Here is a 20,905-nt window from a genome sequence, read left to right as displayed (position 1 = left end):
TCGTTGGCTGAACTCTGACGGCTTTCGCGCAAAGATCAACGGATCAGTTGCTGGCTAAGAAATTCCGCTGATCGCCCTCATCTCGTCGGCAAGCGCCGGCGTGCAGCACAGGACCGGGTTGCCCTTGGCGATGGCGTCCCCGGTGAAGAATTCATTGAGCACGGCGCCGGCTTCGCCGGCGATGACGACGCCCGCGGCGACGTCCCAGGCATTGATGTGCAATTCGACATAGGCCTCGGTGCGGCCATTCGCGACATGGCAGAGCCCGAGCGCACCGGAGCCGGAGCGTTTGACCGATGCGCCTGCCGCCAGGCCGCGCCCGATCATGGCGAGATAATCGGCCGCGAGAATGCGCGTCGACCAGCCCATCTCGACATAAGCGCGCGTGATGTCGCCAGCCCCCGAAACTTGGATCGGCTGGCCGTTCATGCTCGCGCCGCGCCCGCGCCGGCCGAGATAGATCTCGTCCAGAGCCGGGGCGGCGATGATGCCGATCTCCGGCACGCCATGATTCAGAAAGCCGATCGAGATGCACCAGTTGCGGTCACCACGGGCGAAATTCGAGGTGCCGTCGATCGGATCGATGATCCAGACCGCATCGGAATTCTCGCCGCCGCCCTCCTCGCCGATGACAGCATCCGAAGGGAACAACACACCGAGGCGCTGGCGCAGAAAATCCTCGACCGCGCCATCGGCGACAGTGAGCCAATCCTGCGCGCCCTTCATGGTCACGCCGAGGCTGTCGCGCTTGCGGAAATAGTCGAGCGCCATCCGGCTCGCCTCGGTGACGAGGCCGAGCACGGCATATTGACGAAGGTCAAGTTCGGCTGGCGACATGGTCAATTCGCCTCCAGCGCAACGGCGACAGGTTTGCCCGTGCGCGCCGACTCCGTGGCGGCGTCGGCCAGGATCTGGGCCTTGAGACCGTCGAGACCAGAGGGCCTTGCCGCCGTTCCACCCCGGCAGGCAGCGATGAAAGCCTCGAGCTCGGCGCGATAGGCCGCCGCATAGCGCTCGAGGAAGAAGTTCTGCACGGGATCGGCGCGGAAGCCGGCGCCGGTCGCACTCTCGACCGTGGTCTCGTGAATGTTGCCGGCGCGCAGCATGCCCTTGGAGCCATGCACCTCGATGCGCTGGTCATAGCCATAGGTGGCGCGCCGAGAATTCGAGATCTGCGCGATCCGGCCCGAGGCGGTCTTCATCAGCACGGCAGCGGTGTCGACATCGCCGGCCTGCCCGATCGCCGGATCGACCAGCGCCGAGCCCAGCGCGAAAACCTCGACCGGCTCTTCGGCGAGGAGGAAGCGCGCCATGTCGAAATCATGGATCATCATGTCGCGGAACAGCCCGCCCGAACGCGCGACATACTCGACCGGCGGCGGCGAGGGATCGCGCGAGATCACGCTGACGATCTCGATCGCGCCGGCCTCGCCTGCGCGCAGGCGGCGTTCGAGCGCCGCGAAACTGGGGTCGAAGCGGCGATTGAAGCCGATCATCAAGGGCTTCCCGGTCTGCGAGACCAGCTTCAGGCAGCGACGGATGCGCTGCGCATCGAGATCGACCGGCTTCTCGCAGAACACCGCCTTACCGGCCGAGACGGCTGCTTCGATGAGATCGGCATGGGTGTCGGTCGGCGTGCAGATCAGAATGGCGTCGATGCTGGCGTCGGCCAAGATGGCGTCGATGCCGGCGACATGCGCGCCCGTCCCCGCCGCCAGCGCGGAGGCCGCCTCCTTCGAGGCATCGGCGACCGCGACCAGCGCGGCATCGGCCCGCGCGGCGACGTTCAGTCCGTGAATGCGGCCGATCCGCCCGGCGCCCAGCAATCCAAATCGCATTGTCGTCGTTGTCCTATGGTCAAGCTTCGTGTCGTCGGGCCCGCATCAGTTATGCGCGCCAAAATCAGTCATGTGCGCGGAGATCAGTCATGTGCACCCAGAATCGTCTGGTCGAAATCGATGTTGGAGCCGGTCATCAGGCCGGATTCTTCCGACGCCAGATAAGCCACCGCCTTGGCGACCTCGCGCGGGTCGATCAACCGGCCGAAGGGCTGCCCGCTTGCCGCCCTGTCGAGCCAGCCATCCCTTGCGTCGTGGCGCAGCCGCATGATCGCGTCCTCACCCGGCGTTGCCATCCAGCCGATATTGAGGCCGTTGACCCGGATGCGCTGCGCCAGCAGGCCGAAGGCGGCGTTCTTGGTCAAGGCGGCGAGCGCCGCCTTGGAGACGCTGTAGGCGGAGAGGAAGGGCTGACCGCCATGGGCCGACATCGACTGGATGTTGACGATCGCGCCTTCGATACCGAGCCGCGCCATCGCCTCGCCCGCTCCCTGGATCAGGAAGAAGGGCGCGCGCAGATTCACCGCCATGATGCGCTCATAGAGCTCGGGCGTGGTGTCGAGGATCGTGCCGCGATCGGTATCGCCTGCGGCATTGACCAGAATGTCGATGCGCCCGAAGGCAGCCTCGGCTGCCGGCACGATCGCCTTCACGGCGGCGAGATCGGCGAGATCGGCCTCATGAAAACGGACATCGCAGCCCGCGCTACGCAGCGACGCCGCCACCGCTTCGCCGCGCACCCGGTTGCGGCCGGTCAGCAGCAGGCCGGCGATGCCGCGCGCCGCGAATTCGCGCGCAATCGCCTCGCCCAGCCCCTGGCTGCCGCCGGTCACGATGGCGACCTTGCCCGTCAGATCCCTGCTGAAGGCATCACGGTTCGGCACCTGGCGTCACGCTCCCATGCGCATCATTTTGATACGAGCGGATTGTTTTTCTCGTAGATTGGAATAAACATTCCGCCCGCCGGCTTACGAAGTCAAGGCCGCGCCCAAGCGGGAAACGCATGCCAGCCGAGCCACAGACAGCCGCGCCAATCAAGGACTTCGACGGCTTCGTCGCGCTGCTGCGCCAGCGCCGGCCGAGGCTGCCGAAGCGCCTGAAGCAGGTCGCCGACCACGCTCTCGCCCATCTCGACGACATGGCCTTCGGCTCGACGGCGCAGATCGCCGAGCGCGCCGGCGTGCAGGCCTCGACCCTGGTGCGCTTCGCCCAGGCGCTCGACTATTCCGGCTTCAGCGAGATGCAGGAGGTCTTCCGCTCGCGCCTGCGCCGCCAGGTCGTCGACCATCGCGAGCGGCTGGCGGCACTGCGCAGCACGCAAGCCGCGACAGGCGGTGCCGTGGCGCTGCTGGAGGGTTTCGTCCATGCCAGCGAAACCTCGCTGACGCAGGTCAAGGCAGCGATCCGGCCTGCCGATCTTGAAGCTGCCGTGACCCTGCTGGCCGGAGCCCGGACGATCGTGCTGGTCGGCGCCAGACGCATGTTCCCGGTCGTCTCCTATCTCGCCTACGCCTTCGGCAAGCTCGGCATCCGCGCCGTATTGGTCGACAATGTCGCGGGGCTGGGACCCGAGCAGGCGGCGATCGCCGGCCCGGGCGACGTCGTGCTCGCGGTGAGCTACGCGCCCTATGCCGCCATGACCGTCGAGATCGCGGCAGCCGCGCATCAGCGCGGTGTGCCGGTACTCGCACTGACCGACAGCGCGCTCAGCCCGCTCGCCGAGAATTGCCACCTCTGGCTCGAGGTCGCCGAGGCCGATTACGGCGCCTTCCGTTCGGTCGCCGCGACCTTCGCGGTGGCGATGACTCTGGCCGTCGCGACAGCCGAGAAATCCGGCCTCTCGGCCGACCCAGACCTCGATCGATAGAGCGCAGAACCCACATGCCGACAGCCGCTTCCGACACGACGCTCGACGTCATCGCCATCGGCCGCTCCTCGGTCGATCTCTACGGCCAGCAGATCGGCGGGCGGCTGGAGGATATGGGGACCTTCGTCAAGGCCGTCGGCGGCTGCCCGACCAATATCGCCATCGGCACGGCGCGGCTCGGGCTGAAATCGGCGGTGATCACCCGCGTCGGCGACGAGCAGATGGGCCGCTTCATCCTCGAGCAGCTCGAGCGGGAAGGTGTCGAGACGAACGGCGTCGTCACCGATCCCAAGCGCCTGACCGCGCTGGTGATCCTGGGCGTGCGCGACGAGAAGACCTTTCCGCTGATCTTCTACCGCAGCGACTGCGCCGATGCGGCGCTGCATGAGAGCGAGATCCATGAGGCCTTCATCGCCTCGGCCAAGGCGATCGTCGTGACGGGAACGCATTTTGCGCTGCCCGACGCCGCCGCCGCGCAGAAAAAGGCGATCCGCTTCGCCCGCAAGCATGGCCGCAAGGTCGTGTTCGATGTCGATTACCGGCCCAATCTCTGGGGCCTGGCGGGCCATGCCGCCGGCGAGGAACGCTATGTCCGTTCCGACAATGTGACGCGGCATTTGCAGGAGATCCTGCCGCATTGCGACCTGATCGTCGGCACCGAGGAGGAGCTCCACGCCGCCGGCGGCTCCGAGGATACGCTCACGGCCATCCGCACGATCCGCAGCTTGAGCACTGCGACCATCGTCTGCAAGCGCGGGCCGATGGGCTGCGTAGTCTTCACCGGCGCGATCCCCGCCTCGATCGAGGACGGCATCAAGGGGCCGGGCTTTCCAGTCGAGGTCTACAATGTATTGGGCGCCGGCGACGCCTTCATGTCAGGCTTCCTGCGCGGTTTTCTGCGTGACGAGCCGATCGAAACCTGTTGCGCCTGGGCCAATGCCTGCGGCGCTTTCGCGGTCTCGCGGCTGCTCTGCTCGCCGGAGAGCCCGACCTTCCCGGAGCTGCAATATTTCCTGAAGCATGGCTCGCAGCATCGCGCGCTGCGGCAGGATGTCGAGATCAACCACGTCCATTGGGCGACGACGCGCCAGCCCCAACCCGCCGGTATCATGGCGCTCGCCATCGACCATCGCGCTCAGTTGGAAAACATGGCCGACGTCGTGGGCGCACCGCATGAGCGCATCGCCGCCTTCAAGACGCTCGCTGTCGCGGCCGCCGCGCGGGTCGCGGCCGGGCGGCCCGGTTTCGGCATGCTGATCGACGGGAAGCATGGCCGCGAGGCGCTGTTCCGGGCCGGCGACCACGGTTTCTGGATCGCGCGCCCGCTCGAATTGCCCGGCTCGCGGCCGCTGGTGCTCGAGACGGACGCAACCGGCTCTTTGGGGGCGACGCTGGCGGAATGGCCGGTGGATCACATCGCCAAATGCCTGTGCTTCTACCACCCGGACGACCCCGCCGAGCTCAAGGCCGCGCAGGAGGCCGTGCTGAAGCGCGTGGCCCTGGCCTGCCGGCAGGTCGGGCGCGAATTGCTGGTCGAGATCATCGCCTCCAAGCACGGCCCGCTGCATGACGACAGCACGGCGCAGGTGATGGAACGGCTCTACGCCATCGGCATCCGGCCCGATTGGTGGAAGCTGGAAACCCAGCCCTCGGCCGCCGCCTGGCAGGCGATCGACAACGTGATCGCGACGCACGATCCCTATTGCCGCGGCGTATTGCTGCTCGGGCTCGATGCGCCGGAGGACGTCGTCATGCAGGCCTTCCGGGGCTCGCGGAATGCCGCCTCGGTCAAGGGCTTCGCGATCGGGCGCACCATCTTCGGCGAGGTGGCGCGCGCATGGCTTTCGGGCGCGATCGACGACGAGGCCGCCACTGTGCGGATGGCACAGAACTTCGGCAAGCTGGCCGCTGCCTGGGAAAGCCGGTGAGGAGACAGCCGATGGCCAAGATCAGGCTCACCATGGCGCAGGCGCTGGTCAAGGCGCTCGCCGCGCAGAAAACGGTGATCGACGGGCAGACCCTACCGCTCTTCGCCGGTGTCTGGGCGATCTTCGGCCATGGCAATGTCGCGGGCCTCGGCGAGGCGCTCCATGGTGCACGCGATGGGCTGCCGACCTACCGCGCCCATAACGAACAGGCGATGGCGCATGCGGCGATCGCCTTCGCCAAGGCCTCGCGACGCCGGCGGATGATGGCGGTAACGAGTTCCATCGGCCCCGGCGCGACCAATATGGTCACCGCCGCCGCAGTCGCCCATGTCAATCGCCTGCCGCTCCTGCTCCTGCCGGGCGATGTCTTCGCCGGACGCCGGCCCGACCCGGTGCTGCAGCAGATCGAGGATTTCGGCGACGGCACCGTCTCGGCCAATGACTGCTTCAAGCCGGTCTCGCGCTATTTCGACCGATTGACCCGGCCCGAGCAATTGATCCCGGCCTTCGAGCGCGCCATGGCCGTCCTCACCGACCCCGCCGAATGCGGGCCAGTCACGCTGGCGCTATGCCAGGACGTGCAAGCCGAGGCCTTCGATTATCCGGAAGCCTTCTTCGCCGAGCGCATCTGGACGCCGCGCCGCCAGCGGCCGGATGAGGCCGAGCTGGCTGAAGCGGCCGTACTGCTCAAGGCCGCGGAAAAGCCCTTCGTCGTGGTCGGTGGCGGCGTGCTCTATGGCGAGGCCGAGGCCGAACTCGCCCGTTTCTGCGAGGCGCATGGGCTGCCGGCGGCCGAGACGCAGGCCGGCAAGAGCGCCCTGCCCTTCGACCATCCGCTCAATCTCGGCGCGATCGGCGTCACCGGGACCGGCGCTGCCAATGCCATGGCGGAAGAGGCCGATGTCGTGCTCGCCATCGGTACGCGCCTGCAGGACTTCACCACCGGATCCTGGTCGCTCTTTTCCAATCCCGCCTGCCGCATCATCGGGCTGAACGTGCAGGCCTTCGACGCCGGCAAGCAGCGCGCCCGGCCGCTCGTCTGCGACGCCCGCGCCGGGCTCGCCGAGCTCGATGCGGCACTTGCAGGCCACCGCGCGCCCGAGACCTGGACAGCGCAGGCGAAGAGCGCAAGGACCGACTGGCTCACTACCGCCGCGCATTACACCGCCGCCGGCAATGCGGCTCTGCCGAGCGATGCGCAGGTCCTCGGCGCCGTGCAGCGCTGGAGCGAGCCCTCCGATGTCGTGGTCTGCGCCGCCGGCGGCTTGCCGGGCGAATTGCACAAGCTCTGGCAGGCCGGTGCGCCCGGCGGCTACCATATGGAATACGGCTATTCCTGCATGGGCTATGAGATCGCCGGCGGGCTCGGCGTCAAGATGGCCGACCCCGCCCGCGAGGTCGTCGTCATGCTCGGCGACGGCTCCTATCTGATGATGAACTCCGAGATCGCCACCTCGGTGATGCTGGGGCTGAAGCTCACCATCGTCGTGCTCGATAATCGCGGATTTGGCTGCATCAACCGATTGCAGGGCGCGACCGGCGGCGCCCCCTTCAACAACCTCCTGGCCGACAGCCGCCACGAGACATTGCCGGCGATCGATTTCGCCGCGCACGCCGCCTCGCTCGGTGCGGTCTCGCGCAAGGTGGCAAGCCTTGCCGAACTCGACGAGGCGCTGCGCGAAAGCAGGGCCCATGACCGCACCAGCGTCGTCGTGATCGACACCGACCCGATGATCTCGACCGATGCCGGCGGGCATTGGTGGGATGTCGCGGTGCCCGAGATTTCGACGCGGGCCGAGGTCGCCCAGGCCCGCCAACGCTATGACGACGCGCTCAAGGCGCGGCCATGATCAACTACCCCCGTCATTGCGAGCGAAGCGAAGCAATCCAGGGAGAGTGCGTGAGAGTCCTGGATTGCTTCGCTTCGCTCGCAATGACGGGGAACCGCGCCTCATTCTGATCGCCTCGAAGAATACGGAACCAACGACATGCCTATCCGCATCGGCGCCAACCCCATCGGCTGGTCGAATGACGACCTGCAGGAGATCGGCGGCGCGACCTCGCTCGAAACCTGCCTGGATGAGGCCCGCGAGGCCGGTTTTGAGGGCATGGAACTCGGCCATAAATTCCCGCGCGAACCCGCCGCGCTCAAGGCCGCGCTCGCCCCCTTCGGCATGGCCTGCATCTCGGGCTGGTACTCCGCCGAATTGCTGCTGCGCGATGCCGATGAAGAGATGGCCCAGCTGCGGCCGCATCTCGATCTGCTCAAGGCGATGGGCTCGAATGTCCTGGTCTTCGCCGAGACCTCGAACGCGATCCATGGCGACCGCGGCAAGCCGCTCTCGCAACGGCCGGTGATGGCGGCGGGCGACTGGGCGCAGTTCGGCCGGCGGATCACCGAGGTCGCCGAGCGCACGCTGAGCGAAGGCGTCCGGCTGGTCTATCACCACCATATGGGCACGATCGTCGAGAGCGAGGCCGATATCGACGCCTTCATGGCGGCAACCGGCCCGGCCGTGCATCTGCTGCTCGACACCGGCCATGCGAGCTGGGGCGGGGCCGACCCTGCCGCGCTCGCCGCGCGCTATCGCGACCGGATCAGCCATGTCCACGCCAAGGATGTGCGCGAGAGCGTGATGGAGCAGGCCAAGGCCGGCAGCTGGAGCTTCCTCGATGCCGTGCTCGGCCAGGGCAGCGATCTCGGCGTCTACACCGTGCCCGGCGACGGCATGGTCGATTACCCCGCCGTCTTCCGCGCCCTGCCCGGCTATTCCGGCTGGGTCGTGGTCGAGGCCGAGCAGGACCCTGAGAAGGCCCATCCCCTGACCTATGCCAAGAGGGGCGTCGCCCATCTGAGGCTGAGCCTGAAGGAGGCCGGGCTCGCCTGAGCCGGAGCACATCATGTCGAAACTGCTCGTCAAACCCGCCGCCCCCGATACCGAGGGCCGCATCCACAACGTCACGCCGGCATCGGCCGGCTGGGACCATGTCGGCTTCGAAGTCTACAAGCTCGCTGACGGCCAGAGCCTGTCGAAGGAGACCGGCGATCGCGAGGCCTGCATCGTCCTGCTCGCGGGCAAGGTCGCGGCCAGCGCGGGCGGCACGGAGTTCGGCACGATCGGCGGCCGCAATTCCCCCTTCGAACCCGACCCCTGGTCGCTTTATGTGCCGGCTGGAACGTCCTGGAGCGTCACGGCTGAAGGCGGCTGCGACGTGGCGGTCTGCTCAGCCCCCGGCAAGCCGGGTCTCAAACCACGCGTCATCGCGCCCAGGGATGTCGGCTGCCTGACACGCGGCCAGGGCACGAACACCCGCCATGTCCGCAACATCCTGCCGGAGACCGAGCCTGCCGAAAGCCTGCTCGTGGTCGAGGTGATCACGCCCTCGGGCTCTTGGTCGAGCTACCCGCCGCACAAGCACGACCGGGACGCGCTGCCACGGGAATCGCTGCTGGAGGAGACCTATTACCACCGCCTCTCGCCACCACAGGGTTTCGCTCTCCAGCGCGTCTACACCGACGACCGTTCGCTCGACGAGACGCTCGCGGCCGAGGATGGCGATGTCGTGCTCGTGCCCAGGGGCTACCATCCGGTCGCCGCGCCGCATGGCTACGAGCTGTATTATCTCAACGTCATGGCAGGGCCGAAGCGGGTCTGGAAATTCGCCAACGACCCCGCCCATGAATGGATGCTGGAAAGCTGAGCGAGGCGACCAGGCCCCGCGGAAGAAGAAGGGCAGTGAAGGGAAGAGGTTTCGCCGCGAAGCCCTCAGTTAACCCTGCGCTTTTCGAGCTTCCGCGCCAGCGTCCGGCGATGCATTCCCAGCCGCCGAGCGGTTTCGGAGATGTTGAAATCCGTCTCGACCAGGGTTTCGTGAATGCGCTCCCATTCGAGGTTCTTCAGCGAGGTCGGCCGCTGCGAGAGCGGCACCTCCGCATTGCCGGTCGATTTCTCGAAGGCCGCCTCGATATCGTCGCCATTGGACGGCTTCGCCAGGTAGTGGCAGGCGCCGAGCTTGATCGCCTCGACCGCCGTGGCGATGCTGGCAAAGCCGGTCAGCACCACGATCTTCATCAGCGGATCGTGCCCATGCAGCAGCTTGATGCATTCCAGGCCGGAGCCGCCGACGAGCTTGAGGTCGACGACGGCATAGCCCGGGGACGCGGTCGCCAGCAGGTCCTGCAGGCCGGCAACGCCGTCGCAGGATAAGACCATGTAGCCGCGACGCTCGAAGGAGCGGCGCAAGGCACGCGCGAAGGAGGGGTCGTCCTCGACGATCAGGAGCGTGCGTTCAGGCTGCATCGACAGCTCCCGGAGAGAGGCTCGCCAGCGGCAGCGCGAGCATGACATGGGCGCCACGGCCGATGCGGTTGCGCGCCGTCACCGTGCCGCCGAGCTTGCGCAGCACATTGACGACGAGAAAGAGCCCCAGCCCGCTGCCGGGGCGCTGCTTGGTCGAGCGATAGGGCTGGCCGAGTTCGGCGAGGATCGTCGGGTCGAAGCCCGGCCCGGCATCATCCACCGCGATGAGGAGTTCGTCGCCGCGCCGGCCGATGGTGACCCCGACCCAATGCGGCGAGGCCTCGAGCGCATTGTCGAAGACGTTGAAGATGACCTGCTTCAGGGCCGGGTCGGAGACGATGCTGTCATCGGGGCTGAAGCGGTTGTCATAGTCGAGCGCGATGGGCGAGCGATGCGAGCGCCACTCCGCGACCAGGCCATCAACGAAACCATTGACCGTGGTCTTGACCGGCCCCTCGCCGCGCGCTTCGCCGGAGGACATCAGGATGCCGGTGACGATCGATTTGCAGCGGTCGATCTGGCTCTGCATCTCGCCGATCTCCTGGACGAGATCGGGATCGCTCCTGAAGACGGGCATGCGCTGCCAGTCGTTCAGGATGACCGAGAGCGTCGCCAGCGGCGTGCCGAGTTCATGGGCGGCGCCCGAGGCCAGCAGGCCCATCCTGACGATATGGTCTTCCTCCGCCGCACGCTGGCGCAGATCGGCGAGGTGAAAATCCCGGATGCGCAGGTTCCGGTTGATCCGCGCGATGAAGAAGACGAGCAGGCTCGCCGCCAGCACGAAGCAGACGAACATGCCCTGAATGTGCAGCGTCAGGAGCTCGCCGGCCAGTTCCGGCGGCAGCACGAGCGGCCGATAGGAGAAGATCAGCCCGATGAAGCAGCCGCTGGCGACGACGACCAGGAGCCTGGCCGCCCAGACCTCGAGCAGCACGGCGCCGAGCGCGATCTGCAGGAGATAGAGCGAGATGAAAGGGTTGCTCGCGCCGCCGCTGAGATAGAGCTGGATCGTCAGCGCGGTGACGTCGAGCATCAGTTCGGCGACGAGTTCGCTGTGATTGATCTCGGTGTTCTGCCGATGGCGCAGCAGGCTGACGACGTTGAGACCGACCAGGAACAGGATGACGCCGGCCATCTGCGGCACCGGCAAGGCGATGCCGAGCCAGAACTGCACGACCAGCATGGTCAGCACCTGGCCGCCGACGGCGAACCAGCGCAGCTGCACGAGTAGCAGCAGGTTCTTCCGGCTTGTGGTGTCCTGAACGCTAATGCTCGTTCTCCACTGCGCGCCGCAGCCGATACTCGCCGCGAATGACGAAGGCCGCCGCCGCGGCGAGCATGAGCGCCAGCGCGAACCAGGTCAGCGCGTAAACGAGATGACTATTCGCAAAGCGCAGCACTGTCAGCCCGCCGACGGGAAAGCCCGCCGGACCCTGCTTCGCATCGGCGTCGATGAAATAGGGCGCGACCTCGCCAACGCCGAGCTCGCGCGCTGCGGCGATCGCGGCGACATCGCGTGAATACCAGCGATCAACGGCGGGATCGTTGTGGCGCAGGAAGCCGCCTCCGGGTTCGCTCAGGCGCAGGAGGCCCGTGACCGTGACCTGCGCGATTGGAATCTGGCCATTCGACACGGAGGCCGGCCCGCTCAGTTGACTGCGCTGCTCCGGCGTGACGAAGCCGCGATTGACCAGCACCGTGAAACCCGCATCGGTGCGCAGCGGCGTCATCAGCCAATAGCCGCCGCCGCGCTCCGTCACCGCCTGCACGAAGGTTGCGCGACCCTGCTGGAAAAGCCCGCTCATCTGCACGCGCCGGTATTCGTCGTCGGCGATCGTCGTCCAGCCCGCCGAGCCGGGAGCGGGCACCGGCGCCGCATGGATGCGGCTCTCGACGCGGGCGATCAGCGCCTGCTTCCAGCCAAGGCGCTGAACCTGCCAGATGCCGAGCGCCAGGAAGCCTGTGACGCCGATGAGGGCGACAATGCCGAGACAGACGAGCAGGCCCATCGAACGCGGCCTGCGGCCCCGCCCGCTCGCCGCCCCATCGCCGTCGTCACGCGCGCGCTCGTCCAGCGTAGCAGGCACTCCCTGCCGCCTGGCCGTGCGTGTCACGGCATCTGGCTCATGTCGTGGCCGGGCATCATGTTGGTGTTGAGGTGGTACATCACCCAGAGCGAACCGGTGAGCGCGATGACCACGAGGATGATCGTGAAGATCAGCGCCAGCATCGTCCAGCCCCCTTCCGAGCGGCCGTTCATGTGCAGGAAGAAGACCATATGCACGACGATCTGGACCACGGCGAAGGCCATGATCACAAGCGCCGTCGCCTGCTTGTTGTCCAGGACGTTGTTCATGACCAGCCAGAACGGGATCGCGGTCAGCACGACCGAGAGCAGGAAGCCGGTCAGATAGCCGCGAAACGAACCATGCGCCTCGACCTGATCGCCATGACCGCCGTGATCGCCATGCGCTTCGGAGCTCATCGCAGCATTCCCGTGAGATAGACGAAGGTGAAGACGCCGATCCAGACGACGTCGAGGAAGTGCCAGAACATGCTCAGGCACATCAGGCGACGGCGGTTGGCCGCGATCAGCCCGTGCTTGGCGACCTGCACCATCAGCGTCACCAGCCAGATCGTGCCGAAGGTCACGTGCAGGCCGTGGGTGCCGACGAGGGTGAAGAAGGCCGACAGGAAGGCGCTGCGCTGCGGCGTCGCGCCGATCTCGATCAGGTGGTGGAACTCGTAGAGCTCGATGCTGAGGAAGGCGAGGCCGAACAGGCCGGTAACCGCCAGCCAGGCCTGGGTCGCCGCGACGCGGCCCTTCTCCATGGTCAGCATGGCGAAGCCATAGGTGATCGATGAGAGCAGCAGCATCGTCGTGTTCAGCGCGACCAGCGGCAGATCGAACAGGTCCTTGGGCGAGGGCCCCGCGGCATAGTTGGCGCCGAGCACCCCATAGATCGCAAACAGCACCGCGAAGATGAGGCAGTCGCTCATCAGATAGATCCAGAAGCCGAGCGCGGTGCTCGAGCCTTCCGGGTGGTCGTGCTCGTCCTTCAGATAGAAGACGGTCTCGGCGTCTTCCCGCACAGAGATATCGGCTGTCGTCATGGCTCAGGCTCCCGCGCCGGCCAGGAGGCGGGTACGCTCCGCTTCCGTGCGCACCACCTCCTCGACAGGGATGTGGAAATCGCGGTGGTAGTTGAAGGTGTGGGCGATCGTCACGACGAGCAGCGCCACGAAGCCGAGCGCGGCCAGCCACCACATGTACCAGATCAGGCCGAAGGCGACGGCCATGCTCAGGCCGGCAAGGATGATCCCGGTCGGCGTGTTGCTCGGCATATGGATCGCCCTGTAGCCGTCGAGCGGGCGCTGGTAGCCGCGGCGCTTCATGTCCGACCAGGCGTCATTGTCGTGGATGATCGGCGTAAAAGCGAAATTATAGGCCGGCGGCGGCGAAGCGGTCGCCCATTCCAGCGTCCTGCCGTCCCAGGGGTCGCCGGTCGTCTCGCGCAGCTTGTCCCGCCTGAGGATGCTGACGCCGATCTGCACGAGGAAAGCGACGATGCCGAGCAGGATCAGGAAGGCGCCGAAACCCGCGATGATGAACCAGATCTGCAGGGACGGGTCGTCGAAGACGCGCATCCGGCGCGTCACCCCCATCAGGCCCAGGATGTAGAGCGGCATGAAGGCGAACCAGAAGCCCACCACCCAGAACCAGAAGGAGAGCTTGCCCCAGAACGGATCGAGCTTGAAGCCGAAGGCCTTGGGCCACCAGTAGACGATGCCGGCGAAGAGCCCGAACAGCACACCGCCGATGATGACATTGTGGAAATGGGCGACCAGGAACAGGCTGTTGTGCAGCACGAAGTCGGCCGGGGGCACCGCCAGCAGCACGCCCGTCATGCCGCCGACCGTGAAGGTCAGCATGAAGGCGAGCGTCCACATCATCGGCAGTTCGAAGCGGATGCGGCCGCGATACATCGTGAACAGCCAGTTGAAGATCTTGGCGCCCGTCGGGATCGAGATGATCATCGTCGTGATCCCGAAGAAGGAATTCACGCTCGCGCCGGAGCCCATCGTGAAGAAATGGTGCAGCCAGACCAGATAGGACAGGATGGTGATGACGACGGTGGCGTAGACCATCGAGGTGTAGCCGAAGAGGCGCTTGCCCGAGAAGGTCGAGGTCACCTCGGAGAAGATGCCGAAGGCCGGCAGGATCAGGATGTAGACCTCCGGATGGCCCCAGATCCAGATCAGGTTCACGTACATCATCGGGCTGCCGCCGAAGTCGTTCGTGAAGAAGTTGGTGCCGACATAGCGATCGAGCGAGAGCAGCGCGAGGACCGCCGTCAGCACCGGGAAGGCCGCGACGATCAGGACGTTGGTGCATAGCGACGTCCAGGTGAAGACGGGCATCTTCATCATCGTCATGCCCGGGGCCCGCATCTTCACGATGGTGCAGACGAGGTTGATGCCCGACAGCAGCGTGCCGATGCCGGCGACCTGCAGCGCCCAGATGTAATAATCGACCCCGACATCGGGGCTGTAGCCGATGCCCGAGAGCGGCGGGTAGGCGAGCCAGCCGGTGCGCGCGAACTCGCCGACGAAGAGCGACATCATGACGAGGACGGCGCCGGCCGTCGTCATCCAGAAGCTGAAATTGTTGAGGAAGGGGAAGGAGACGTCGCGCGCGCCGATCTGCAGCGGCACGACGAAGTTCATCAGCCCGGTGACCATCGGCATCGCCACGAAGAAGATCATGATCACGCCATGGGCGGTGAAGACCTGATCGTAGTGATGCGCGGTGAGATAGCCTTCCGAGCCGTTGAAGGCCATGGCCTGCTGCAGGCGCATCATGATCGCGTCGGCGAAGCCGCGCAGCAGCATGACGAGACCCAGCACCATGTACATGATGCCGATCTTCTTATGGTCCACGCTGGTGAACCATTCGCGCCAGAGATAGCCCCAGACGCGAAAGTAAGTCAGCGCGCCGACGACGACGATGCCGCCGAGCACGACCGCGGCGAAGGTCACGAGCAGGATCGGCTCGTGCAGCGGGAACGACTCCAGCGTCAACCGGCCGAAGATCATCTTGAGGAGAGCGGAAACGTCAGGCACCGGACTATCTCGCTTCAGGAATTGGATGGGTGGCCCGGGCTGGAAAGCAGCAGCGAGTCCAGGCGACGGAGCGAGAGATTGGGCAGGGGCAGGCCAGCGCCGCGGATCGCGCTCGCCCTGGGCGCAGCCGACATCGCAGGCGCCCGTGCCTGCATCGCCTCGGCCTCCTCGGTGGTGCAGACGCTGAGCACATAGCTCGGATCTGCGCCGAAGACCGCGCCTCGGCGGGCATATTTGTCGTAGGAGAGCGGTAGCGTATTGGCGATGCCGGCCAGGCCGAGCCCGCCCTTGGCGTCGACGGCGGCCATCTCGTTCATGCACATCTTGCCGGGCTCGACGCACATGTTGAGGATGGCGTTGAAGAGCTTCGGATCGACGTTCGTATAGCGGCGCACCGGATCGTTCTCGCTCGGCCGCTCCAGCTGCAGATAACTGGCGCGATCGAGCGTCGCTCCCGCCGCCTTCGCCTGCGCGATCCAGCCGTCGAAATCGGCATCAGTCAGCCCGTGGAACGCGAAGCGCATGCCGGAGAAGCCGGCGCCGCTATAATTGGCCGAGAAGCCCTGATAGCGCCCCGGCCGGTTGATCACCCCGTGGAGCCGCGTCTGCATGCCGGCCATCGCATAGATCTGGCCTGCGAGTGCGGGAACGTAGAAGGAGTTCATCACCGAGGAGGAGGTGATGCGGAAGCTGATCGGCCGGTCGACCGGGGCTGCGAGCTCGTTGACGGTCGCGACCCCGTATTCCGGGTAGATGAACAGCCATTTCCAGTCGAGCGCGACGACGTTCACCTCGAGCGGCTTGGCCGTCTGCGGGACCGGGCGGCCGGCCGCGATGCGCCCGAGCTGGCGATAGGGATCGAGCAGATGGGTGCCCATCCAGGTCAGCGCGCCCAGGCAGATGATGATCAGCAGCGGCGCCGACCAGATCACCAGTTCGAGCCCGGTCGAGTGGTCCCAGTCGGGCTCGTAGCGCGCCTCCTTGTTGGAGTGCCGATAGCGCCAGGCGAAGAACACCGTGAGCGCCATCACCGGTATGATGATCAGCAGCATCAGGATGGTCGAGATGACGACGAGGTCGCGCTGCTGCGCAGCCACATCCCCCGCCGGAGCGAGCACGACGAAATTGCAGCCGCCCAATAGCGCGAGCAGCGGCAGTACGGCGATGATCCGGAAACGGCTCACGGCACCAACCTGTCAGCATTAATCTGTGGGGATGAGCGCTAGCGGCTGAGCATCAAGCCGAACATTGGACAATTTGCCCAATCCCCGCCTAGCCTGTCATCGGTCAGAAGGGCATGAGTGAAAAGCGGACTGCCGTCAGGCTACGGGCCGGCGGATCGCCAAACGATGCGAGCTCGGGCGCACATGTCAACGACACCAACGACAGCGGAACGCGACGCCAGGATCGTCAACGCGCGCCACGGCGAGATCAATCCGGGCGAGATCGCGATCGGCGTCGTCATCGGCCGGACCTCCGAGTTCTTCGATTTCTTCGTCTACGCGATCGCATCGGTGATCGTGTTTCCCAAGCTCGTCTTCCCCTATCTCGATCCCCTGACCGGCACGCTGTATTCCTTCGCCATCTTCGCCCTGGCCTTCGTGGCGCGCCCGCTCGGCACCGTCATCTTCATGGCTGTCGACCGCGCCTATGGCAAAAGCGCCAAGCTGACGATCGCGCTGTTCCTGCTCGGCACTTCGACCGTGGCCATCGCCTTCCTGCCGGGCTACGGGCAGATCGGCGCGGCCTCGATCTGGCTTCTGGCGCTCGCGCGCATCGGCCAGGGCATCGCGCTCGGCGGTACCTGGGACGGGCTGGCCTCGCTGCTGGCCCTCAACGCCCCCGGCAAATATCGCGGCTGGTATGCGATGATCCCGCAGCTCGGCGCGCCGCTCGGGCTGATCGTGGCGAGCGTGCTCTTCGCCTTCTTCGTCGGCAATCTCTCGGCCGAGGATTTCTTCAGCTGGGGCTGGCGCTACCCGTTCTTCGTCGCCTTCGCGATCAATGTCGTGGCCCTCTTCGCCCGGCTGCGCATGGTCACCACGCCGGACTACCAAAAGCTGTTCGAGAACCGCGATCTCCACCCCGCGCGTATCCGTGACACGCTGCGCAGCCAGGGCGGCAGCGTGTTGATCGGCGCCTTCGCGCCGCTGGCGAGCTTTGCCATGTTCCACATGGTCACGGTCTTTCCGCTGTCCTGGGTCTTCCTGTTCACGCAGGAGGGGCCGGCGCGCTTCCTGATCATCGAAGCCGTCGGCGCCGTCTTCGGCATCGCGGCGATCGTCGCCTCGGGCCTGATCGCGGACAGGATCGGGCGGCGTTCCCTGCTCGGCGGCTGCGCGGTGGCGATAGCCGTCTTCAGCGGGTTCGCGCCGCAATTGCTCGACGGCGGCGTGGTCGGCGAGACGGTCTTCATGATCGTCGGCTTCGTGCTGCTCGGCCTCTCCTTCGGCCAGTCCTCGGGCGCCGTCGCCTCGAGCTTCTCCCCAGGCTTTCGCTATACCGGCTCGGCGCTGACCTCGGATCTCGCCTGGCTCTTCGGCGCGGGCTTCGCTCCGCTCGCAGCCCTCTTGCTCTCGACCCAGTTCGGTTTGATTTCCGCGGGCGCCTATCTGCTCTCGGGCGCGGCCTGCACCTTGGTCGCGCTACGCCTCAACCAGAGATGGGAAAGACGCAAGCCCGAGGCTCCTCAAGTCTGACGCAGTCGGCAACTCGGCAGAGCCGGCCGTCTTCGCTTACGATGAACCGATTCCGGTTCCAAAACCTTCCCTATATTCGCCTGGATTTGGCCGCACTTCATTCAATCCCGGTTCATGGCGCTGCTTCGACATTGCAGTGCTCTGACTTGTCCTTGCCGGGAGGGCGCAATGCCTGGATTCCATCTCCTGCGACTGGTGGTCGTCGCGCTCTGCGTCGCCGTAGGTTTCAGTCCCAGCCAGGCCCAGCAGTTCGAAAAGCGGATCGCGCTGGTCATCGGCAACGGCGCCTATCAGGCGAGCCCGCAGGCAACACCGGCCAATGATGCCGGCCTGATCGCACAGACCTTGCAAGCCGCCGGCTTCGATGTCGTCGGGGCGCGTGACCTTGACACCGCGACGCTGCGCTCCTCGCTGCGCGAATTCTTGGACAAGGCTGGTGCCTCCGGGCCCGACACCGTCGCGCTGGTCTATTTCGCCGGCAACGGCCTGCAATTCGAGGGCGAGAACTATCTCGTCCCGGTCGATGCGCGGATCGCGCGCGACGCCGATGTGCCGCTCGAGGCGGTTCGGCTGAGCGACCTCACCAAGCCCTTGGCGGCCTTGCCCTTGAAGGCGCGCATCGTCGTGCTCGACGCCGCCTATGCCAATGGCTTCGCTAGATCCGGGCAGCCCCTCGCCGGCGGCCTGGCCCTGATGCAGCCGGACCCCGGCACATTGCTCGCCTTCAACGCCGCGCCAGGCACGATCGGCCCCGACAACAAGGGGCCCTACGGCGCCTATGCGACCGCCCTTTCCGAGATGATCAAGGAGGGCGGTCTGCCGCTCGACGACCTGTTCGAGCGCGTCCGCCTGCGCGTCGACGCCCTGACGCATGGCGCCGAACTGCCCTGGCAGGTCTCGCGCGTGCAGGCACCGTTCCTGTTCTTCGAACGCAGCCAGGCCGCCCCGCAAGCGCAGGCCAGCCGCTTCTCCGAATTGCGCTCCAGGCCGATCCGCGATTTCGACGCCGGCGAGGCTTATCTCGCGGCTTTGGCGCGCGACACGATGCGCGGCTATCTCGATTTCCTCGCCGCCTATTCCAGCGACCCGCTCGCCAAGCGCGTGCGCGCCATCGTCGCCGCGCGCCGCGAGGCCGCGACCTGGCGCGAAAGCGCCTTCGCCGACACGCCCGATGCCTATTGGTCCTATCTGCGGCGCTATCCGAGCGGCCCCCATGCCTATGATGCGCGCCGCCGCCTCACCCATTTCGCGGCCGTGCTGGAGCCGCCGGCCTCCTTCGCCATGCTCGCCTATGACGTGCCGCCGCCCCCGCCGGAGGAGGTCGTCTATGTCGAGCGCCCGGCCGTCTATTTTGCGGACCCGATCTACGATCTGCCGCCCCCGCCGCCGGTGCCGGTGTTCTTCCTGCCGCCGCGGCCGGCCTATTTCGTCGACCTGCCACCGCCCGCGCCGCCTGCCGTCGCCTTCGTGCTGCCGATTCCGGTCTATCACCCGGTTCCGGCCTGGATCGAGCGTCCAGCCTATGTCGCTCCGCCGCCGCTCAATGTCGTCAATGTCAACATCCACAACACGGTGGTGATCAACCAGGCCAATCAGACGGCGATCGTCACCAATCCGGCCGGCCAGCAAGTTGCGCCCATCCCCGCCAACCTATTGCCGCCGCAGCCGGCCGCACCGACGCCGCCGCCCGGCAACGGCCCATCCAATTTGATCCAGGCGCATCCGGTCGCGAGCGCCGCGATAGCCGCCGCGGCCGTCGCATTGCCGACTGCAGCGGCACTGCACGCGGCAGGACAGCGGGCAAGACCTTCTGACGCTCCAAGGCCCGTCAACGCCCCGGGCCAGCCGCCGGTCGCGGCACCCCAGGCGGCCGCGCCAAACCCGGCTGCGCCCATCAACAACGCCTGGCCCGGCGCTCGCCCCCTGACGCCCGCTCAGGCTGCGCCCGCTCAGGCGGCACCTGCCCAGGCAGCCCCGGCCCCGGCCGCCAATTTGCAGCCGCAAGCTCAGCCGCTTCCCGGCGCCCATCCGCAGCCGCAGCGCCCCGGCCAAGCGCCGGCACTGCCAGCCGCTCCGGGTGCGCAACCACCGCCCACTCCCAACGCGCCTCCCGCCGCTGGCCGCAACACGCCGCCGCAGACCCCGGGCGTGGCGCAGACACCGACCGCCCCGGCGCGCGGCGCTCAGCCGGCGCCCAACGCCGCTGCTCCTGCACAGGCCAACCCGCAGACTGTACCGCCGGCCGCTCCGGGTGCGCCGCCACTACCCACACCGAATGCGCCTCCCGCCGCCGGCCACAACGCAGCGCCACAGACCCCGGGCGTAGCGCAGACGCCGGCGGTCCCGGGGCGCGGCGCCCAGCCGGCGCCCAATGCCGCTGCTCCTGCACAGGCTAACCCGCAGCCGGTCCCGCCTGCCGCTCCGGGAGCGCGGCCTCTGCCCACGCCGAATGCGCCTGCCACCGCCAGCCGCAACGCGCAGCCGCAGACTCCGGGCGTGGCGCAGACGCCAGCCGCCCCAGCTCGCGGAGCCCAGCCGGTTCCCAGCACTGCCGCGCCCGCCCAGGCGGGTTCGCAGGCACCCCACCCGGCTGGACAAGCGACACAGCCGGCCGCCCCCGCCACCATCGCCCGCCCCTCGCCACCGCCCGCCTTGCCTCCTCAGGCTGTGACGAACGATGCCGCAGCTCGGCGTCAACAACAGGCCGACCAGCAACGCGCCCAACAAGCTGCTCAGCAGCAGCAGGCGGCTCAAGCCGCCGCACAGCAACGTGCCCAGCAAGCCTCTCAACAACAGCGACAGCAGCAAGCGGCCCAGGCCGCGGCTCAACAGCGCGCCCAGCACGCCGCTCAACAGCAACGCCAGCAGCAGGCGGCTCAGGCCGCGGCGCAGCAACGCGCCCAGCAAGCAGCGCAGCAACAGCGGCAACAACAGGCCGCCCAGGCCGCGGCTCAGCAGCACGCCCAACAAGCCGCCCAGCAGCGGCAGCAGCAAGCGGCTCAAGCCCAACAACAGGCCGTCCAGCAACGCGCCCGGCAGGCGGCTCAGCAAGCCGCTCGTCCACACCCGGCGCAGCAGAAGCGGCCGAACTGCGGACATCCCGGCGAGCCGGTCTGCCACTGATCAGGTCGCGGGCTTAGAGCGTTTT

Annotated in this window: 17 protein-coding genes; 7 read left to right on the top strand and 10 right to left on the bottom strand. The window is 67.0% G+C overall.

Annotation, left to right across the window (positions count from 1 at the left end; translation table 11 throughout):
• Window positions 1-54: 54 nt before the first annotated feature.
• The 3 genes from BHK69_RS09760 to BHK69_RS09750 form a co-directional block, all read right to left on the bottom strand.
• Window positions 55-837, bottom strand: a complete 783-nt coding sequence (locus BHK69_RS09760) for an inositol monophosphatase family protein (RefSeq protein ID WP_069689932.1) — start codon at window positions 835-837, stop codon at window positions 55-57.
• Between the two features lie 2 nt (window positions 838-839).
• Entirely contained in the window at window positions 840-1,838 is a 999-nt protein-coding gene (gene iolG, locus BHK69_RS09755) for an inositol 2-dehydrogenase (protein ID WP_069689931.1), read from the bottom strand.
• An 83-nt stretch (window positions 1,839-1,921) separates the two neighbouring features.
• Window positions 1,922-2,722, bottom strand: a complete 801-nt coding sequence (locus BHK69_RS09750; protein WP_069689930.1) for an SDR family oxidoreductase — start codon at window positions 2,720-2,722, stop codon at window positions 1,922-1,924.
• Between the two features lie 119 nt (window positions 2,723-2,841).
• Between BHK69_RS09750 and BHK69_RS09745 the strand changes: the two genes are divergently transcribed.
• The 5 genes from BHK69_RS09745 (at window position 2,842) to iolB (ending at window position 9,335) form a co-directional block, all read left to right on the top strand.
• Complete coding sequence (locus BHK69_RS09745) at window positions 2,842-3,705, top strand: MurR/RpiR family transcriptional regulator (RefSeq protein ID WP_069689929.1); 864 nt, start codon at window positions 2,842-2,844, stop codon at window positions 3,703-3,705.
• 14 nt (window positions 3,706-3,719) lie between these two features.
• The gene (locus tag BHK69_RS09740) at window positions 3,720-5,633 is read left to right on the top strand and encodes a bifunctional 5-dehydro-2-deoxygluconokinase/5-dehydro-2-deoxyphosphogluconate aldolase (RefSeq protein ID WP_069689928.1); all 1,914 of its coding nucleotides are present in this window, start codon (window positions 3,720-3,722) and stop codon (window positions 5,631-5,633) included.
• Window positions 5,634-5,644: 11 nt separating this feature from the next.
• Window positions 5,645-7,483, top strand: coding sequence for a 3D-(3,5/4)-trihydroxycyclohexane-1,2-dione acylhydrolase (decyclizing) (iolD, locus tag BHK69_RS09735; protein ID WP_069689927.1), 1,839 nt, complete (start codon window positions 5,645-5,647; stop codon window positions 7,481-7,483).
• A 138-nt stretch (window positions 7,484-7,621) separates the two neighbouring features.
• A complete protein-coding gene (gene iolE, locus BHK69_RS09730) occupies window positions 7,622-8,521 on the top strand; it encodes a myo-inosose-2 dehydratase (RefSeq protein WP_069689926.1) in 900 nt (299 codons plus the stop codon).
• Between the two features lie 13 nt (window positions 8,522-8,534).
• Window positions 8,535-9,335 carry a 5-deoxy-glucuronate isomerase gene (gene iolB / locus BHK69_RS09725; protein WP_069689925.1) on the top strand — a complete coding sequence of 267 codons (801 nt, stop codon included), beginning with the start codon at window positions 8,535-8,537 and terminating at the stop codon, window positions 9,333-9,335.
• 65 nt (window positions 9,336-9,400) lie between these two features.
• Here iolB and BHK69_RS09720 read toward each other — a convergent pair whose 3' ends face one another.
• The 7 genes from BHK69_RS09720 to cyoA form a co-directional block, all read right to left on the bottom strand.
• Entirely contained in the window at window positions 9,401-9,934 is a 534-nt protein-coding gene (locus tag BHK69_RS09720) for a response regulator transcription factor (RefSeq protein WP_069689924.1), read from the bottom strand.
• A complete protein-coding gene (locus tag BHK69_RS09715) occupies window positions 9,924-11,159 on the bottom strand; it encodes an ATP-binding protein (protein WP_244548451.1) in 1,236 nt (411 codons plus the stop codon). Before BHK69_RS09715 ends, BHK69_RS09720 begins: the two co-directional genes overlap by 11 nt.
• 40 nt (window positions 11,160-11,199) lie before the next feature.
• A complete protein-coding gene (locus tag BHK69_RS09710; protein WP_069689922.1) occupies window positions 11,200-11,943 on the bottom strand; it encodes an SURF1 family protein in 744 nt (247 codons plus the stop codon).
• A 101-nt stretch (window positions 11,944-12,044) separates the two neighbouring features.
• On the bottom strand, window positions 12,045-12,419 hold the full coding sequence (gene cyoD, locus BHK69_RS09705) for a cytochrome o ubiquinol oxidase subunit IV (protein WP_069689921.1): 375 nt from the start codon (window positions 12,417-12,419) through the stop codon (window positions 12,045-12,047).
• On the bottom strand, window positions 12,416-13,048 hold the full coding sequence (gene cyoC / locus BHK69_RS09700; protein ID WP_069689920.1) for a cytochrome o ubiquinol oxidase subunit III: 633 nt from the start codon (window positions 13,046-13,048) through the stop codon (window positions 12,416-12,418). The genes cyoD and cyoC overlap by 4 nt, the downstream gene beginning before the upstream one ends.
• Window positions 13,049-13,051: 3 nt before the next feature.
• Entirely contained in the window at window positions 13,052-15,031 is a 1,980-nt protein-coding gene (gene cyoB, locus BHK69_RS09695; protein ID WP_425285564.1) for a cytochrome o ubiquinol oxidase subunit I, read from the bottom strand.
• Between the two features lie 41 nt (window positions 15,032-15,072).
• The gene (gene cyoA, locus BHK69_RS09690) at window positions 15,073-16,242 is read right to left on the bottom strand and encodes a ubiquinol oxidase subunit II (RefSeq protein ID WP_069689918.1); all 1,170 of its coding nucleotides are present in this window, start codon (window positions 16,240-16,242) and stop codon (window positions 15,073-15,075) included.
• A gap of 183 nt (window positions 16,243-16,425) precedes the next feature.
• Here cyoA and BHK69_RS09685 point away from each other — a divergent pair, with 183 nt between their 5' ends.
• Both BHK69_RS09685 and BHK69_RS09680 read left to right on the top strand, forming a co-directional pair.
• A complete protein-coding gene (locus BHK69_RS09685) occupies window positions 16,426-17,757 on the top strand; it encodes an MFS transporter (protein ID WP_069689917.1) in 1,332 nt (443 codons plus the stop codon).
• Window positions 17,758-17,925: 168 nt separating this feature from the next.
• Window positions 17,926-20,880: a caspase family protein gene (locus BHK69_RS09680; protein WP_069689916.1), complete on the top strand. Its 2,955-nt coding sequence runs from the start codon at window positions 17,926-17,928 to the stop codon at window positions 20,878-20,880.
• Window positions 20,881-20,905: the final 25 nt, after the last annotated feature.

This window comes from Bosea vaviloviae (genome assembly GCF_001741865.1).
GTDB lineage: Bacteria > Pseudomonadota > Alphaproteobacteria > Rhizobiales > Beijerinckiaceae > Allobosea > Allobosea vaviloviae.
The sequence above is the reverse complement of the archived record's forward strand: the minus strand, read 5'-3'. Positions and strand labels throughout refer to the sequence as shown.

Coding starts and splice junctions, on each gene's coding strand:
- cyoD (WP_069689921.1), bottom strand. CDS start 12,419: ATGAGCTCCGAAGCGCATGGCGATCACGGCGGTCATGGCGATCAGGTC.
- BHK69_RS09740 (WP_069689928.1), top strand. CDS start 3,720: ATGCCGACAGCCGCTTCCGACACGACGCTCGACGTCATCGCCATCGGC.
- iolE (WP_069689926.1), top strand. CDS start 7,622: ATGCCTATCCGCATCGGCGCCAACCCCATCGGCTGGTCGAATGACGAC.
- iolB (WP_069689925.1), top strand. CDS start 8,535: ATGTCGAAACTGCTCGTCAAACCCGCCGCCCCCGATACCGAGGGCCGC.
- BHK69_RS09720 (WP_069689924.1), bottom strand. CDS start 9,934: ATGCAGCCTGAACGCACGCTCCTGATCGTCGAGGACGACCCCTCCTTC.
- cyoC (WP_069689920.1), bottom strand. CDS start 13,048: ATGACGACAGCCGATATCTCTGTGCGGGAAGACGCCGAGACCGTCTTC.
- BHK69_RS09685 (WP_069689917.1), top strand. CDS start 16,426: ATGTCAACGACACCAACGACAGCGGAACGCGACGCCAGGATCGTCAAC.
- BHK69_RS09760 (WP_069689932.1), bottom strand. CDS start 837: ATGTCGCCAGCCGAACTTGACCTTCGTCAATATGCCGTGCTCGGCCTC.
- cyoB (WP_425285564.1), bottom strand. CDS start 15,031: ATGATCTTCGGCCGGTTGACGCTGGAGTCGTTCCCGCTGCACGAGCCG.
- BHK69_RS09745 (WP_069689929.1), top strand. CDS start 2,842: ATGCCAGCCGAGCCACAGACAGCCGCGCCAATCAAGGACTTCGACGGC.
- iolG (WP_069689931.1), bottom strand. CDS start 1,838: ATGCGATTTGGATTGCTGGGCGCCGGGCGGATCGGCCGCATTCACGGA.
- iolD (WP_069689927.1), top strand. CDS start 5,645: ATGGCCAAGATCAGGCTCACCATGGCGCAGGCGCTGGTCAAGGCGCTC.
- BHK69_RS09680 (WP_069689916.1), top strand. CDS start 17,926: ATGCCTGGATTCCATCTCCTGCGACTGGTGGTCGTCGCGCTCTGCGTC.
- BHK69_RS09710 (WP_069689922.1), bottom strand. CDS start 11,943: ATGGGCCTGCTCGTCTGTCTCGGCATTGTCGCCCTCATCGGCGTCACA.